Source organism: Alteromonas sp. ALT199 (assembly GCF_018619335.1).
Lineage (GTDB): Bacteria > Pseudomonadota > Gammaproteobacteria > Enterobacterales > Alteromonadaceae > Alteromonas.
In genome coordinates, this window is sequence record NZ_JAHHDX010000145.1 from 1 (window position 1) to 14,710 (window position 14,710).

A 14,710-nucleotide genomic window follows, 5' to 3' on the forward strand; every position below is an offset into this window, starting at 1 on the left:
TTAACATAATGTCTTACCACTTTATTTGAAATTATAAAAATGAAAAAAGAAGTTGTTGTTCTAAACTGTGGCAGTTCTTCAGTAAAGTTTGCCATTATCGACGCCGACACTGGCGAAGCAGGTCTTTCTGGTATTGCAGAAGCGTTGGGCAATAGTGATGCAAGTTTATCTTATAAGCTAGACGGCAAAAAAGAGAAGCATGCGCTGCCTGAAAAAGCAGGGCATACCGAAGCGTTAAACGCTATCTCTGAAATTATCGCAAGTACAGGCGTGCAGCCTATCGCTATTGGTCACCGTGTTGTACACGGCGGTGAAAAATTTAAGGGTGCAGCCCTTGTAGATGATAGCGTACTTGAAGCAATCGAAGATTATGCAAGCATGGCGCCGCTTCACAATATGGCTAATCTAAAAGGCATTGTGACCGCTCAAGCTGCGTATCCAGATTTGCCTCATGTTGTGGTATTCGATACTTCGTTTTTTCAAACACTTCCTAAAAAAGCCTTTATCTATGCTTTGCCGATGTCGCTTTATCGCGAGCATGGTATTAGACGTTACGGTTTTCACGGAACCAGCCACAAGTTCATACTTGATAGCATGGCGAAGATTCTTGAAAAGCCAGTTTCAGACACCAGCATTATTAGTGCGCATTTAGGCAATGGTTGTAGCGTGTCAGCAATTGAAAAAGGGCAGGCCGTCGACACAAGCCTAGGCTTTATTCCTCTAGAGGGCTTAGTCATGGGCACGCGCTGTGGAGATTTAGATCCAAGCCTGCCTGGTACGTTACAGAAAAAGCTTGGTAAGACAGTAGATGAGATAAGCGATTTATTAAATAAACAGTCTGGCCTGCTTGGTATTTCAGAACTTAGCAACGACTGTAGGACCCTTGAGGATGCTGCCCTTGAAGGTCATGAAGGCGCTTTATTGGCAATCGAAATTTTTTGCTATCGCCTTGCCAAATACATTGCGGGTTATATGGTGGCAGTACCTACGTTAGACGCTATTGTTTTTACTGGCGGTATCGGTGAAAACTCCTCTCTTATTCGAGATACGACTATGGGTTACTTTGCCCACTTTGGTATTAGCTTAGATGAGCAGAGAAATATCGATGCGCGATTTGGACAAGGTGGCAAAATTTCGTCTGATACAGCATCAACCTCTGTTTATGTTGTACCCACGAATGAAGAGTGGGTAATTGCAGCTGAAGCTGCAACTTTCGCGTAAAATAAACTAGCAAAGCCAACGGTTGAGCGTTGGCAATAGCAGGAGTAATTATGTCTCGCAAAATTATGTTGATCCCCGTAGGCACAAGTGTGGGCCTAACTACGGTCAGCATGGGCCTTGTTCGCGCAATAGAAGAACAAGGTATAAAGCTTAATTTTTTCAAGCCCGTGGCTCAGCCACGAAAGGGTGACAATGGGGAAGAGCGCTCTACAGCAATTATTGCCCATCATGCCAGTGTTTCGCCGATAGAGCCTTTCGAGCTTGAATATGTTGAGCGTATGATCAGTACCGACAATACTGACGAGCTTTTAGAAGAAATTATTGAGCGATTTGAAGAAAAGAGCGTTCAAGATGCGGTAACCGTTATAGAAGGGTTAGTGACAACGCGTCATCACCCCTATGCGGAGCGTTTGAACCTTGAAATCAGCCGTGCTCTTGATGCCGACATTGTTTTTGTGGCCGTGCCTGGCAACGAGCCGACAACAGATATTAATCATCGCCTTGAAATTGTTGTAGACACCTATGGCGGTCATAAAAGTCAAAAAGTGGTTGGCTGTATCTTTAACAAGGTTAACGCGCCTTTTGATGAACATGGTCGACTTCGTGCTGATATCGGGGCAATAGAGGCGCCAGAGCACGACGAAGAACGTACGCAGGCACTACGTGAACTGCCTATTTTCAAAAAGGGTTTGAGCCTACTTGGTACTATTGATTGGAGTGCTGACTTAGTGTCGCCCCGGGCAACCGATGTTGCAAAGCACCTCAGTGCTACTTTGCTTAACGAAGGTGAATTGGCTGAACGCCGACTAAGTAGTGTTACGTTTTGCGCGCGAGAAATTCACAACATGACGCATACCCTTAAACCGGGTGCGTTACTTGTGATGTCAGGCGATAGGGGCGATGTATTTGTGTCTTGCTGTTTGGCTGCGCTGAACGGCACTAAACTGGGCGCACTTTTGCTTACTGGTGGCTACCAGCCCGATGAAAATATCATGGAATTGTGCAGCCAAGCTATGGAAACGGGCCTGCCGGTCATGCTTGTAAATTCGAATACATGGCAAACAGCCCAAGCACTTCACGCATTCAACCAAGAAGTACCGGTTGATGACAGCCAGCGTATTGAGAAAGTGATGGTGCATACGGCAGAGAGCTTAGATGCGAGCTGGGTGAATTCACTCACCGAAAAAGTGTCACGTCAGAAAAAGCTCTCCCCATCGGCGTTCCGTTTCTATCTTACTAACCGTGCAAGACAGGTTAACAAGCGTGTTGTGCTGCCAGAAGGTAATGAGCCTAGAACCGTTGTGGCTGCATCAATCTGTGCAAAACGTGGTTTAGCACGACCTGTGCTTATTGGTGATGAAACAGAAATTCGCCGAGTAGCCGAGCAACAGGGTGTAGTACTAAGCGATGGCGTAGAAATCGTTTCTCCGAGTGAGATAAAAGATAACTATGTTGAAGGTTTAGTGGCTCTGCGGGGGCACAAAGGCGTTACTGAAGTGGTTGCAAAAGAGTTACTGGAAGATAACGTGACTTTAGGCACAATGATGCTTCAGCAGAACGATGTGGATGGCCTGGTCTCTGGCGCGGTAAATACAACGGCTAATACAATTCGCCCGGCGCTACAGCTTATCAAAACGGCAGAAAATGCTTCATTAGTATCGTCAGTATTTTTCATGCTTCTGCCTGATCAAGTTTTGGTTTACGGCGACTGTGCCATTAACCCTGACCCCAATGCTCAGCAGCTAGCCGACATCGCTATTCAGTCTGCTGAATCGGCGCAGATGTTTGGCATAGAGCCACGAGTGGCCATGATAAGTTACAGTACAGGCTCTTCAGGTGCAGGTAGCGATGTAGAAAAAGTGCGTGAGGCAACCAAAATTGCCCAAGAGCTACGCCCTGACTTACTTATCGACGGCCCGCTTCAATATGATGCGGCAGCCATTGAAAGTGTGGGTAAGAGCAAGGCGCCAAATAGCCCAGTCGCGGGTAAAGCAAACGTATTTGTTTTCCCAGACCTAAACACGGGTAACACCACTTATAAAGCGGTACAGCGTAGCTTCGACTTAGTGTGTATTGGCCCAATGCTGCAAGGCATGAGAAAGCCAGTCAACGATTTAAGTCGCGGTGCGTTGGTAGATGACATTGTGTTTACCATTGCCCTTACGGCTATTCAGGCAGCGGGTAGTTAGCGGAACCTGTGCATTTAATCCATATCTATTGAATGAGTGCGGCGCCAGATGTTGGGCGCCGTTTGTTTTTTTGGTAACAATTATAGAAGCTTTGCAAATCAGTGTTTATTCATTGCAATGGGTAATAAGAGTCTTTTTTAAAAGCAGAACTAACGAATCATAAGATGCCTACTAAAATGGATTAGGAGCATAGTCTATTTATTTATTTATTTATTGTGTTTTTACTGGAATTTTCCACGTTCTTTTTAAAGCGTCCATCTTCTCTACAAATTCAAACCCAATTTCCCAATGGTATTTATTCGTAGATAAAAATCTCTCGTGTGTCGGTGTTGTTCCTTCAGGGATAGTAAATTCAAAATTTAACATCGTTCTAGATTTAGAAAATTCTATATTGGGAATAATCGTCGTTTCCCAAACAATATCCCAACAGCTAGTTCCGTCGCCGCTGCTGTCTCTGGCTTTCCAGCAGATCAGAGATAATTCTTTAACTCTATTAAATTGTTTTCGCTTTATCAATATTGAGCCATTGGTCTTACTTCCAGTCGAGCAATAGCTTGGTATTAAAGTTAAGGGTGTTTCACCTAATTGTTTATATTTTTTATTTTGGAATGATCCGATCACATAAAACGTCAGAGCAAAAATAAAAGATAAAAAACCTCCGAAAGCTGCTCCTCCTGATGCACTCTGTATCGATGAAAAGATAAAGCCGAATGTTGCCACTATTAGAACAATTGCAGCTATATAAAAGCTTTTCCCCACGCTTTTTTCTTCGCTAGTTATAACGGTTTTAAATTCGTCCATTACTATCTTCCGTGCCGGCTGAAAATTAATCAGAGGCTATTAACTGCCTGCAAAAGCAGTGCGCAAAAACATACAGACAAAAGCAATGTCTATATGAGGCAGCCATTAACCCTAACTTATGAGTAGGAATACCCACAATAAAAGTAGATTAGACTATCCGTCTTTTAACTGCTATGGCAACAAGCATTAGTGCAATGACCAATGTCCAAACACCCAACTCCTGTAAATGGTAATACGGTGTAAACCCGCGAGTTGCGACAACAGGCGCCGAAATGTTACCTGCCGTGAATTGAGGCAGGCGAGCTGTAATTTTGCCTTTGTGATCTATAAAAGCTGTTATGCCATTGTTTGTTGCTCTAACAACAGGGCGCCCTAACTCAAGCGCACGCATTTGTGCTATCTGTAGATGCTGAGCAGGGCCGTGAGAGTGCCCAAACCACGCATCGTTACTTACTGTAATGATCATGTCTGTATCTTCATATACGTTTGCCATAACTTGATGAGGGAACGCAATTTCAAAACAAATAGCGGGCGCTAGGTGAATGCCATTGGCTTCAAGATTAGCCTGCTGATAGTCACCACGAGAGAATGACGACATAGGCAAGTCGAATAGAGGGGCTAGGGGGCGAAGCCAGTCTTCAAAAGGCACAAACTCACCTACAGGTAAAAGGTGGTGCTTTGAAAAGCGGTTATTGTGGAAATATTGGTAATCAGGATAAGCAGCATCTGGAGTACGTTTACCTAGCACGATTAGGTTATTCCACGCTTCGTCGGTTTCCCAGTTATAGTTAACAATACCAGTAATAAGGGCGGTGTTTTCTTGAAAAGCTCTTTCGTTAACTTTAGCAAGATAAGGCTGGGCTAATGGCTCAAGCTTGGGAACGGCCGCTTCTGGCCAAATAATCAGGTCGTTATCCCATAGGCTTTCGGTTAATTTCCAGTAGGTGTCCATAGTAGGGCCATCTTGCTCTGGTACCCATCGCAAGCTTTGCGCAATATTGCCTTGCGCCATACCTACAGAAAAAGTTTTGTTTGGGGTAACCCAAGTGTGCTGTTTAAGCAGGTAGCCACTGGTGAATAAGCACAGTGCAACCAATACTGCGTTGGCGAAAGTTCGCTTATTGTGAATAAGCGCAAATAGGGTAGCGCTAATAACGATAAGCGCGCTTATTCCCGTTTCCCCAATAATAGGTGCTAAGCCAGACAGTGGACTTCCTAGCTGGCTATAGCCTAAAGATAACCATGGAAAACCACTTAGCATCCAGCTTCGCAACCACTCGGCGACAACCCAGAAAAAAGGCAGCGCCATTGGCCACAGCTGTGGCGAAAAATACTTTGCTGTAAACTTCGTGGCAAGAGCAGGGTACAACGCTAAATAACCGCAAAGTAACGCCATGAGTGCGATAGAGGCAATAAGAGGAAGGCCCCCAAAGTCGGCAATACTTACGTGTACCCAGCTTATTCCAGCCCCAAACCATCCCGCGCCAAATAACCATCCGGCTAAAAATGGGCGATGTTTAAGCTTTATGACCTGACGTATGGCAAGTGCTAAAGCAGGAATAGTTAAAAGCCACATATTAAATGGGGCAAAAGCCAGCGTTAAACTTGCACCGCTTAACAGAAGAAGGAAATGGGGGATAAACCGTTTCAGCATAGAAGTCATCTGATGGTGGTTGATAGGTTTTGTATTACACAGGGTAAGCACCTAAAAGCTCGTGCTACCCTGTGCTGAAAAAAGCGTTATTGTTACGGCGTTTCTATTCCAATGAAGGCACTGATACCTTAAGTTGAATAAGTCGGCGCTTATCAGAGTTAGTCACTTTAAACTGGACATCGCCAATGGTGATTTCATCATTGGTTTCAGGCATATGGCCGAACGCTTTAAGCACAATACCGCCAATGGTATCGGCTTCTTCTTCGCTAAACTTGGTCTCAAAAAACTCGTTAAAATCGTCCACTGGGGTCAACGCTTTAACAGAGTACGTAGACTTGTTTAACGGGCGAATATCGTCGGTGCCGTCTTCTTCGGTATCGTATTCGTCTTCAATTTCACCAACGATAATCTCTAGAATATCTTCAATAGTGACAAGACCAGATACACCGCCATATTCATCTACGACAATAGCCATGTGGTAGCGTTGCTGGCGGAACTCCTTTAGCAAAACGTCAACACGTTTGCTCTCTGGAACAATAACCGCAGGGCGCAAAATATCTTTTAAATTGAATTCCTTTTCCGCATTAAAAGCAAATGCAAGAAGATCTTTAGCAAGTAAAATACCTTCAATGTGGTCTTTATCTTCACTAATGACGGGAAAACGGGAATGAGCAGATTCAAGCATTAAAGGAAGAAATTCCTCTACCTTCTTCTCTACATCGATAGTGGTCATTTGAGCGCGAGGGATCATAATATCTCTCACTCGCATTTCATTTACCCCAATCACACCTTCAATCATTTCTCGGGTTTGTGGATCTATGATGTCATTTTGTTCAGCATCGGTAATCACCGATACTAACTCTTCTTTACTTTTCGGCTCGCCAGAAATCGAATTTTTTAGTTTATCTAACCAACTCTTGCCTGATGAGCCGTTGGTAGAGTGAGGATTATCGTCGCTCATAATGTCCGTTTAATTGTTAGTTCAACGCCAACGTTAAAATGGTTCGTGCTGGTCGTCAATGTTTTATTGTTAATAACTATTAAGTGCTATATATAACAATGGTTTGTGGTGTTCATTTCTCGTCAGCGTCGTAGGGGTTAGCAATGCCAAGGCTTGCCAGAATATCAATCTCTTTGCTTTCCATTGCCTCGGCTTCAGCATCATCAATGTGGTCGTAGCCCATTAAGTGAAGTAGTCCATGAACCGTCATGTGCGCATAATGATCGCTCACTTGTTTGTGCTGTTCCTTAGCTTCGCGGCTTATAACAGGGGCACAAATAACTAAGTCGCCCAATAAGTTGATTTCAATACCCGGAGGCGCTTCGAAGGGAAACGATAGCACGTTTGTCGGTTTATCTTTGCCTCGGTACTCATGGTTGAGGCTTTGGCTTTCTGCCTCGTCAGTGAAACGAATGGTGACTTCTTGGTCGCTTAACCCTTCGTACTTGAGTACCGCACTAGCCCAGAGCTTAAGCTCTGAAGGTGAGGGGATGGCAGATAAGATAGCCTCGTCACCTTCAAACGCTTGTTGCACATCAATTACAACGGTCACGATGCACTGTCGTCTTTTGATTGCTCCGAGCTACTGTTTTGATCTGTCTGTTCACGCTGAGCTCGCAATGCTTCTTCTTTACGAACCTTGCGCAAACGTTCTTGTTCAGCGTCATGTACTTCGTAGGCCCTAACAATGCGTGCAACCACAGGGTGGCGAACTACGTCTTCAGCATGGAAGAAGTTGAATGAAATGTCGTTAACTTCACTTAGCACTTCAATAGCATGGCGAAGCCCTGATTTTGCGCCGCGAGGTAAGTCTACCTGTGTGATATCACCAGTTATTACCGCTTTTGAGTTAAAGCCAATACGGGTTAAGAACATTTTCATTTGCTCAACCGTAGTGTTTTGACTTTCATCCAAAATGATAAAGGCATCATTCAGGGTACGACCACGCATGTAGGCTAATGGCGCAACTTCAATAACATTGCGTTCCATTAGCTTTTCGACCTTCTCAAAGCCCAACATTTCAAATAGGGCGTCGTAAAGCGGACGCAAATAAGGGTCAACCTTTTGAGAAAGGTCACCAGGCAAGAAACCCAGCTTCTCACCAGCCTCTACCGCAGGGCGGGTAAGTAAAATACGGCGAATTTCTTGACGCTCAAGCGCATCAACAGCAGCGGCTACGGCAAGGTAAGTTTTACCCGTTCCGGCAGGTCCAATACCAAAGGCAATATCGTGGTTTACAATGTTTGCCACATATTGCGCTTGGTTAGGATTACGCGGCTTTATAACACCGCGCTTAGTTTTAATATTGATCTCTTTGCCATAACCGCCAGTTGCGTCTTTTTCAATAACGCGGGCTTCTTGAATGGCGAGATGAACTTGTTCTGCTTCTAGCTCAGGGATACGGCCCTTAATAGGCTGTGTTTCTATATAAAGGAGCTTAAGTAATTCGCTGGCACTTTTTATTTGCTGCGGTTCACCCAACACCTTGAACGCATTATTTCGGTAGGTTATCTCTACGCCTAACCTGCGCTCAATTTGTTTAATGTTGTCATCAAAGGGGCCACATAAACTCGACAAACGTTTGCTATCTGCCGGTTCTAAATCAAATTCGTTACTAACCAATGTACTCAAGCTGCTTTTTTCCTCGCTTTAAAATGTATTTAGGCTGGGCTAAATTGACCCACGCCAAGCTCATCCGGCAAGTCTGCCTGATGCTTTGCCATGATAGATTGGGGCGAAACGGCAACACGCAAGCCCATTTCGCTCTCTCTGCGCACAACTTCACCACGTAGTGAGTTGGTAAACACGTCTGTGATGTTTACATCAACGAATTCACCAATCATGTCAGGGGTGCCTTCAAAGTTTACTACGCGGTTGTTTTCAGTACGTCCAGAAAGCTCCATTGGGTTTTTCTTAGACGGGCCTTCAACCAAAATCCGTTGCTCTGTGCCAACCATGTGGCGAGCAATACGAAGGGCTTGTTGTGTAATGCGTTGCTGAAGAAGATGAAGGCGCTGCTTCTTAGTCTCTTCACTTACATCATCTACCGCGTCGGCAGCAGGTGTTCCTGGGCGGGCACTGTATATGAAGCTAAAGCTAAGGTCGTAATCTACTGCCTGAATCAAATCCATGGTAGCTTCAAAGTCGGCATCGGTTTCGCCAGGGAAACCAATGATAAAGTCGCTCGACAGACTAATGTTAGGGCGAACTTTTTTAAGCTTACGCATTTTAGATTTGTATTCTAAAGCAGTATGACCGCGCTTCATTAGATTCAAAATACGGTCCGAACCGCTTTGAACAGGTAAATGCAGGTGGTCTACTAATTCAGGAATAGACGTGTATGCATCAATGATGTCGTCGGTAAATTCCACAGGATGAGAGGTGGTGTAACGAATTCTGTCAATCCCGTCGATAGCAGCTACTAATTCAAGTAACTCAGAAAAACGACAAATAGTACCGTCGTAGTTGTCACCGCGATACGCGTTGACGTTTTGACCTAATAGATTTACTTCACGTACACCTTGGCCAGCAAGTTGTGCAATTTCAAGCAATACGTCGTCAACAGGGCGGCTTACTTCTTCACCACGAGTGTAGGGTACTACGCAGAATGTGCAATATTTTGAACAGCCTTCCATAATTGAAACGAACGCCGTTGGGCCTTCGGCACGTGGCTCAGGCAAGCGGTCGAATTTTTCAATTTCTGGGAAGCTCACGTCAATCACTGACTTTGCGCCGCCTTGAAGCTGATTAATCATTTCAGGCAAGCGATGCAATGTTTGTGGCCCAAACACCAAGTCTACGAACGGGGCGCGCTGGCGAATAGTATCGCCTTCTTGAGAAGCTACACAGCCGCCTACGCCAATAATAAGCTCTGGTTTGTCTTGCTTAAGTGTTTTCCAACGCCCTAGCTGATGGAATACCTTTTCTTGCGCTTTCTCGCGAATTGAGCAGGTGTTAAGCAAAATAACATCGGCTTCTTCAGCGCTTTCTGCAGCACTGTAGCCGTGCGTTGAGTCTAGTAAGTCTGCCATTTTCTCCGAGTCATACTCGTTCATTTGGCAGCCCCAGGTTTTGATATACAGCTTTTTAGTCATAACAACTATTCGATAACCTGTTAGTGTTCCTGTAAGTGATAGCAGTATCACCGTTGTTAAACGATTGTCCTTGCTAGGATGTTGTTTTAAATGTGGCGATTAAATGGCCCATATAAAAACACCGAAAATGTCAGTTACAGGAAGATGTTCAAAATAGCCGCATATTTTACCTGTTATGCAAGCATATTCCCAGTATCTTACGACGATTCGTTAAGAATTGATCTAAGCCAAGCCAGTTCTACGTTTTACTTCACAGCGCTTCGTGTTTTAAGTCATAATGCAAGTGCGTGTTTTAAGGAGAGTAAATGGTTGATTTTTGTATAAACGGTGGTGGCATGGTTGGTGCTGCACTAGCGCTAGGTCTTGCTCAGCAGCAGTACAAGGTAGTGGTAATAGAGCCAAATTTACCTAAACCTTTTAGTCCATCAGATGGCCCCGACTTAAGAGTCTCAGCCATAAGCGAGGCTTCAGTTACTCTTCTAAAAGCGTTAGGCGCTTGGCAGCATATAGAAATGTTCAGAGTTAAGCCGTATACAGGCCTTAGCGTTTGGGATGACCCAAAGCATAGGACCGACTTTACGGCGCAAAGTATAGCAATCCCCCAGCTTGGCTATTTTGTTGAAAACAGGCTATTACAACTTGGCTGTCATAAAGCACTAAAGCAGTACGATAATGTAACGTTAATAAGTGGCCATACAGTGAGTGACATTCAATTATCAGACACCGCTACTGTTACACTTTCAAGTGGCGAGGTAGTACATGCGTCTTGGCTTGTGGGTGCTGATGGGGCTAATTCTCAAGTAAGGAAGGCCGCGGGTATAGGGTCTAGTGGTTGGCAGTATAGTCAACAGGCTATGGGAATTACGATTAAAATGAAAAAGGCTGTTGAGCCTATTACGTGGCAACAGTTTACGTCCAGCGGACCAAAAGCATTTCTTCCTATGTTCGGCGACTATGCTTCTTTGGTGTGGTACGACTCACCAGAAGAGTTAAAGCGTATAAAGAGTTTAAAGTCAGATCAACTGATCAAAGAAATACTTCACGTATTTCCTGAAGAATTAACCTTAGGTAATAATAGCTTTACGATAATTGATAAGGCCGTATTTCCGTTAACCCGTTCTCACGCTAGTGACTACGTAAAAGGTTGTTGTGCGTTAGTAGGCGATGCAGCGCATACTATCAACCCTCTTGCTGGGCAGGGCGTTAATCTAGGGTTTAAAGATGTAGAAGCGTTTTTGTCAGTGACCAGTAATAATGCTTCTCTTCTAAACGAATCGTTTGTACAGGCGCTTAGAAAAGATTTTGAGAGTCCAAGAAAGCGAGATAACTTGGTAATGATGACGGCAATGGATGGGTTCTATACCTTGTTTAGCAATGATGTTGCCCCCATAAAATGGATAAGAAATCAGTTACTTTCTGTGGCGCAGCGCATAGAGCCTGCGAAACAAGAAGTGCTTAAATATGCGATAGGGTTACGATAATGGAAGTGTTAATTTTGCTAGCGGTGTTGTTTGGTGCACTGGCACTGATAGTGCCACTTATTGAACGCTCTAAAATGCGTATTAGTAATGAAGATGCGGCCAAATGGGCTAAGTGGATTTGGCCTTTGATGGGAATATTGCTAGTTGCGCAGTTATTGCGTTTGCTGTTTTCGTAAACGCTGCCGCTTAGGTTTGAAAAGTCGCAAAATCTTGCCATTTACTTAAGCTTACTCTATTCATCATTAAAAAGGTTCAAAGGAATGACCGTACAGTTCTCGCAAGGATTTTCTAATCAATGTCCGTTAGTTAGTTTAAAAGGCTATAGCCTTTACTATATTTGGCAAGGGCACCCATCAGAAGAAGGCGAAAAACACTTTTATCAGTTGAAGAGTAAACCTGACCCCGAAAAGGTTGAGGTGATGTCTGCCTGTTGGGATGGCTATACAGGCCGTTATCAGCTAAGTGTTGAAGGAAGACTTATTCTTACTCAATTTTATTATTTTCTTCCCGACGGTTTGGGGGAGTCTGATGCCTTACTTGAGGAGTTGCAAGGCGACTTTTACTTAGAGTTTAGAACCCATTTCGAAGGTGACCAGTTATATGTCCCCTTTGCTGATGGAAAGGTGATTATTGATCAAGAACAGTGGGTTGAAATAAAGCGAGCCTATGTTAATTCAAAAACTAACAAAATTAATCTTTTCACTTGGTTTAAGGGGGTTATCCCGAGTCGCTTATTTAAATAAGCCATATTCTACCAAGCTGGTTTCATAGCGCCCATTGTGAAAAATACGCTGTTTCAGCCCCTGCAAGTCTGCATTCACATCAATGGGCTTTTTGAGGCCATTGTCCTTTTAAATCGATCATTACTTTGTCGATCATCTGAATAGTTGCTTTGTTTTCATCTTGCATAAGCGCAAACGCCCGCAAACCTACAAACTGATTTTGGAGCCATTCTGCAGCTAGTGTCGTCGGTGTATTTTCAGGCAGTTCACCTTTTTTAATACATGCTTCTACAATGTTTTTAAAGCCAGCTTTAAGCGTTTGCATGCTTTGAAGCACAGCTTTTCTTGCGATATCACCAATAATATCTAATTCCGCGATAGACTTTATCAACAGGCATTGGCGCATGTAACGCTGTTCATCAGGACCAGTTAATGCAGTTTCAAAAAAGTTGTAAAGCGCGTCTATAGGCGATGCTGCTTCTGTTACTTGCTTTAAACGTTTAGCACTGTTTTCCGCGTAATGCTCGACAACAAGTTTGAACAAACCTTCTTTACTTTGAAAACGAGCATATATGCTGCCCGGACGCATATCTAAAGCTTGTTGAATATCACGCATACCTGCAGCTTGAAAGCCTCGTTGCCAAAAAAGTGTGGTGGCTTTTTCAATAATGTCATTGTGGTCATATTTCATTGCTGCATACCTTATACATGAATATTTTGAACATATGTTCAATTATTGCTTGAACGATCGTTCAAGTAAACTTATTATTGATCCCACATTAAAGAGATATAGGTAATCAAAAGGGTTACTGGATTTCTTAATCACATCAATAGGAGAGTGATATGAGCGATTTTAAATTACATACGAAAGATACAGCTCCAGAAGCAGCAAAACCTTTGCTGGATAATTCTCAGGCGGCGTTTGGCATGATCCCGAATCTACACGCTGTAATGGCAGAAGCGCCAACGCTTCTTGAAGGCTATCAGGTACTGCACAAATTAGCGCAAGAAACGTCTTTTAACGCAGAAGAGCTAACCGTTGTTTGGCAAGCGGTAAACGTTGAGCATGCATGTCACTACTGCGTCCCGGCGCATACCGGTATTGCGAAAAGCATGAAAGTTAATGACCAGCTAATTGAAGAATTACGCAACGATGAAACACTTTCAGACAGTAAGCTTAATACTTTGAAAGAGACCGTTTTAGCGGTAACTCGCGGTCGAGGTAATATTGAGCAAGATCAGCTCAAAGCGTTTTATGACGCAGGATATGCGCACCAGCAGTTACTAGAAATTATCTTGATTTTAGCACAGAAGGTAATGAGTAATTACACGAACCACTTAGCAGATACGCCAGTAGATGCGCCATTTAAACAATTCGAATGGTCACCAAAATAAATACTGTGGCGCTGTAAGTTAATCAGCACATTAGTTGATTGCAAAAACGGAAGCTAAGGCTTCCGTTTTTTTATGATGCAAGTTGGAGATGTGAGCTAAGCGTTTCAGCGGCATCATATGCTACCGATGCTTCATATCCCTGATCTTCTAATCGCATTTTCAAATTTTGAGCCGTGCAATTCTCTTCATTCTTAACAAGTGCAATACCTTCAATTAAGCATGAAAGATGTGAAGGCGATTGTGTATCAATCATAGACTTTCTTCCGTCGTTGCGGTTTATAACTTCGTTCGATTGTGTATTACAAATAAGTCATTGTCGTTAAAACCTTGTGACCTTTTTATGATGGATAACAAAAAGCAGATCAGCGAAGTCTTGAAATGTATATACATAAGATATACATTGGTTGCACGGATGAAGTCGTTTTTGCCATAAGGGCACCATATGTCTGAGAAAAGCAACAAAAAGAAGAAAAAGAATAGTCAAATGATTATTCGAATTAACAATGAAGAGCGGGCGCAATTTATCGAACTCTGCGAAGAACTAGATAGTTCCGCCGCTCGCGAAGTTAGACGCTTCATCCGCGAGTTCATCGAACAACACGATGAGCGCTAAATTCTGCTGTTTACAGCAAAACGCTGCGAAAAAAACAAAATTAAGGATATTTATCATGGCTAAGAAAAAAGAACTTAAACAAGAAATTAAAGCAACAAAAGCTAAAATCTCTAAGCAAGAAGGGAAGCTGAAAAAACTTAAGAAGAAGCTAAAAAAAGCGTAAGTGCTACCAAACAAGCACTTAATATAAAAAAGCGCTCCTTAGAGCGTTTTTTTGTATGTACTGTTCCAGTTTGCAGGTGAGTTCTAGATGTAGTTGCCTTCGAGCATGGCTTTGTTACGGCTACAATAGCTAGTTCCATTGATTCATCTTCAAAATTCTTCTAGTTATCGATATTACGTAATTATTACAACTTTAGTATTGTGCGAACGAATATGTTTGTGATTTACTCTGCCTGTGAGCATATCGTGCTCTCCATCTCTAATAATAATAAGTCTCATCGGACAATCTGGCGTTTAGCAGTACCCCAACAACAGAATGAAGTTATTGTATTTAAAAGTATTTTAAAGCGATTAAGTACAAGACAACACACTTCAAT

The 14,710-nt window shown here is 43.3% G+C and carries 15 protein-coding genes; 7 read left to right on the top strand and 8 right to left on the bottom strand.

Features of this window, described 5'->3' with window-relative positions:
• Window positions 1-39: 39 nt before the first annotated feature.
• Both KL866_RS15875 and pta read left to right on the top strand, forming a co-directional pair.
• Entirely contained in the window at window positions 40-1,221 is a 1,182-nt protein-coding gene (locus tag KL866_RS15875) for an acetate kinase (RefSeq protein ID WP_214995928.1), read from the top strand.
• 50 nt (window positions 1,222-1,271) lie between these two features.
• Window positions 1,272-3,410: a phosphate acetyltransferase gene (gene pta, locus KL866_RS15880; RefSeq protein ID WP_025254746.1), complete on the top strand. Its 2,139-nt coding sequence runs from the start codon at window positions 1,272-1,274 to the stop codon at window positions 3,408-3,410.
• Window positions 3,411-3,620: 210 nt separating this feature from the next.
• Here the strand turns inward: pta and KL866_RS15885 are convergent, their stop codons facing one another.
• The 6 genes from KL866_RS15885 to miaB form a co-directional block, all read right to left on the bottom strand.
• Window positions 3,621-4,211, bottom strand: a complete 591-nt coding sequence (locus tag KL866_RS15885) for a DUF4282 domain-containing protein (RefSeq protein ID WP_214995930.1) — start codon at window positions 4,209-4,211, stop codon at window positions 3,621-3,623.
• A gap of 148 nt (window positions 4,212-4,359) precedes the next feature.
• A complete protein-coding gene (gene lnt, locus KL866_RS15890; RefSeq protein WP_214995933.1) occupies window positions 4,360-5,865 on the bottom strand; it encodes an apolipoprotein N-acyltransferase in 1,506 nt (501 codons plus the stop codon).
• Between the two features lie 103 nt (window positions 5,866-5,968).
• Window positions 5,969-6,826 carry a CNNM family magnesium/cobalt transport protein CorC gene (gene corC, locus KL866_RS15895; protein WP_025254749.1) on the bottom strand — a complete coding sequence of 286 codons (858 nt, stop codon included), beginning with the start codon at window positions 6,824-6,826 and terminating at the stop codon, window positions 5,969-5,971.
• Between the two features lie 112 nt (window positions 6,827-6,938).
• A complete protein-coding gene (gene ybeY / locus KL866_RS15900; protein WP_311236159.1) occupies window positions 6,939-7,418 on the bottom strand; it encodes an rRNA maturation RNase YbeY in 480 nt (159 codons plus the stop codon).
• The gene (locus KL866_RS15905) at window positions 7,415-8,497 is read right to left on the bottom strand and encodes a PhoH family protein (RefSeq protein WP_025254751.1); all 1,083 of its coding nucleotides are present in this window, start codon (window positions 8,495-8,497) and stop codon (window positions 7,415-7,417) included. The genes ybeY and KL866_RS15905 overlap by 4 nt, the downstream gene beginning before the upstream one ends.
• Before the next feature lie 29 nt (window positions 8,498-8,526).
• Window positions 8,527-9,960: a tRNA (N6-isopentenyl adenosine(37)-C2)-methylthiotransferase MiaB gene (gene miaB, locus KL866_RS15910; RefSeq protein WP_025254752.1), complete on the bottom strand. Its 1,434-nt coding sequence runs from the start codon at window positions 9,958-9,960 to the stop codon at window positions 8,527-8,529.
• Window positions 9,961-10,265: 305 nt separating this feature from the next.
• On the opposite strand from miaB, the gene KL866_RS15915 reads away from it, so the two are divergent.
• The 3 genes from KL866_RS15915 to KL866_RS15925 all read left to right on the top strand — a co-directional run bounded on the left by KL866_RS15915 (window position 10,266) and on the right by KL866_RS15925 (window position 12,184).
• Complete coding sequence (locus KL866_RS15915; RefSeq protein ID WP_025254753.1) at window positions 10,266-11,441, top strand: FAD-dependent monooxygenase; 1,176 nt, start codon at window positions 10,266-10,268, stop codon at window positions 11,439-11,441.
• Window positions 11,441-11,617 (top strand): hypothetical protein, encoded by a 177-nt coding sequence (locus tag KL866_RS15920; protein ID WP_197025447.1) that lies wholly within the window; start codon window positions 11,441-11,443, stop codon window positions 11,615-11,617. Before KL866_RS15915 ends, KL866_RS15920 begins: the two co-directional genes overlap by 1 nt.
• Before the next feature lie 84 nt (window positions 11,618-11,701).
• A complete protein-coding gene (locus KL866_RS15925; RefSeq protein ID WP_214995935.1) occupies window positions 11,702-12,184 on the top strand; it encodes a hypothetical protein in 483 nt (160 codons plus the stop codon).
• A gap of 79 nt (window positions 12,185-12,263) precedes the next feature.
• Here KL866_RS15925 and KL866_RS15930 read toward each other — a convergent pair whose 3' ends face one another.
• Window positions 12,264-12,854 carry a TetR/AcrR family transcriptional regulator gene (locus KL866_RS15930; protein ID WP_025254755.1) on the bottom strand — a complete coding sequence of 197 codons (591 nt, stop codon included), beginning with the start codon at window positions 12,852-12,854 and terminating at the stop codon, window positions 12,264-12,266.
• Between the two features lie 152 nt (window positions 12,855-13,006).
• Between KL866_RS15930 and KL866_RS15935 the strand changes: the two genes are divergently transcribed.
• Complete coding sequence (locus KL866_RS15935) at window positions 13,007-13,558, top strand: carboxymuconolactone decarboxylase family protein (RefSeq protein ID WP_214995937.1); 552 nt, start codon at window positions 13,007-13,009, stop codon at window positions 13,556-13,558.
• A 70-nt stretch (window positions 13,559-13,628) separates the two neighbouring features.
• Here KL866_RS15935 and KL866_RS15940 read toward each other — a convergent pair whose 3' ends face one another.
• Window positions 13,629-13,811 (bottom strand): hypothetical protein, encoded by a 183-nt coding sequence (locus KL866_RS15940; RefSeq protein ID WP_025254757.1) that lies wholly within the window; start codon window positions 13,809-13,811, stop codon window positions 13,629-13,631.
• Window positions 13,812-14,000: 189 nt separating this feature from the next.
• On the opposite strand from KL866_RS15940, the gene KL866_RS15945 reads away from it, so the two are divergent.
• A complete protein-coding gene (locus KL866_RS15945; RefSeq protein ID WP_197025448.1) occupies window positions 14,001-14,171 on the top strand; it encodes a hypothetical protein in 171 nt (56 codons plus the stop codon).
• Window positions 14,172-14,710 lie beyond the last annotated feature (539 nt).

Excerpts from the sequence above, each read along its gene's own strand:
- lnt (WP_214995933.1), bottom strand. The coding sequence starts at position 5,865 with ATGCTGAAACGGTTTATCCCCCATTTCCTTCTTCTGTTAAGCGGTGCA.
- miaB (WP_025254752.1), bottom strand. The coding sequence starts at position 9,960 with ATGACTAAAAAGCTGTATATCAAAACCTGGGGCTGCCAAATGAACGAG.
- KL866_RS15940 (WP_025254757.1), bottom strand. The coding sequence starts at position 13,811 with ATGATTGATACACAATCGCCTTCACATCTTTCATGCTTAATTGAAGGT.
- KL866_RS15875 (WP_214995928.1), top strand. The coding sequence starts at position 40 with ATGAAAAAAGAAGTTGTTGTTCTAAACTGTGGCAGTTCTTCAGTAAAG.
- KL866_RS15935 (WP_214995937.1), top strand. The coding sequence starts at position 13,007 with ATGAGCGATTTTAAATTACATACGAAAGATACAGCTCCAGAAGCAGCA.
- KL866_RS15885 (WP_214995930.1), bottom strand. The coding sequence starts at position 4,211 with ATGGACGAATTTAAAACCGTTATAACTAGCGAAGAAAAAAGCGTGGGG.
- KL866_RS15945 (WP_197025448.1), top strand. The coding sequence starts at position 14,001 with ATGTCTGAGAAAAGCAACAAAAAGAAGAAAAAGAATAGTCAAATGATT.
- KL866_RS15930 (WP_025254755.1), bottom strand. The coding sequence starts at position 12,854 with ATGAAATATGACCACAATGACATTATTGAAAAAGCCACCACACTTTTT.
- KL866_RS15920 (WP_197025447.1), top strand. The coding sequence starts at position 11,441 with ATGGAAGTGTTAATTTTGCTAGCGGTGTTGTTTGGTGCACTGGCACTG.
- KL866_RS15915 (WP_025254753.1), top strand. The coding sequence starts at position 10,266 with ATGGTTGATTTTTGTATAAACGGTGGTGGCATGGTTGGTGCTGCACTA.
- pta (WP_025254746.1), top strand. The coding sequence starts at position 1,272 with ATGTCTCGCAAAATTATGTTGATCCCCGTAGGCACAAGTGTGGGCCTA.
- corC (WP_025254749.1), bottom strand. The coding sequence starts at position 6,826 with ATGAGCGACGATAATCCTCACTCTACCAACGGCTCATCAGGCAAGAGT.
- KL866_RS15925 (WP_214995935.1), top strand. The coding sequence starts at position 11,702 with ATGACCGTACAGTTCTCGCAAGGATTTTCTAATCAATGTCCGTTAGTT.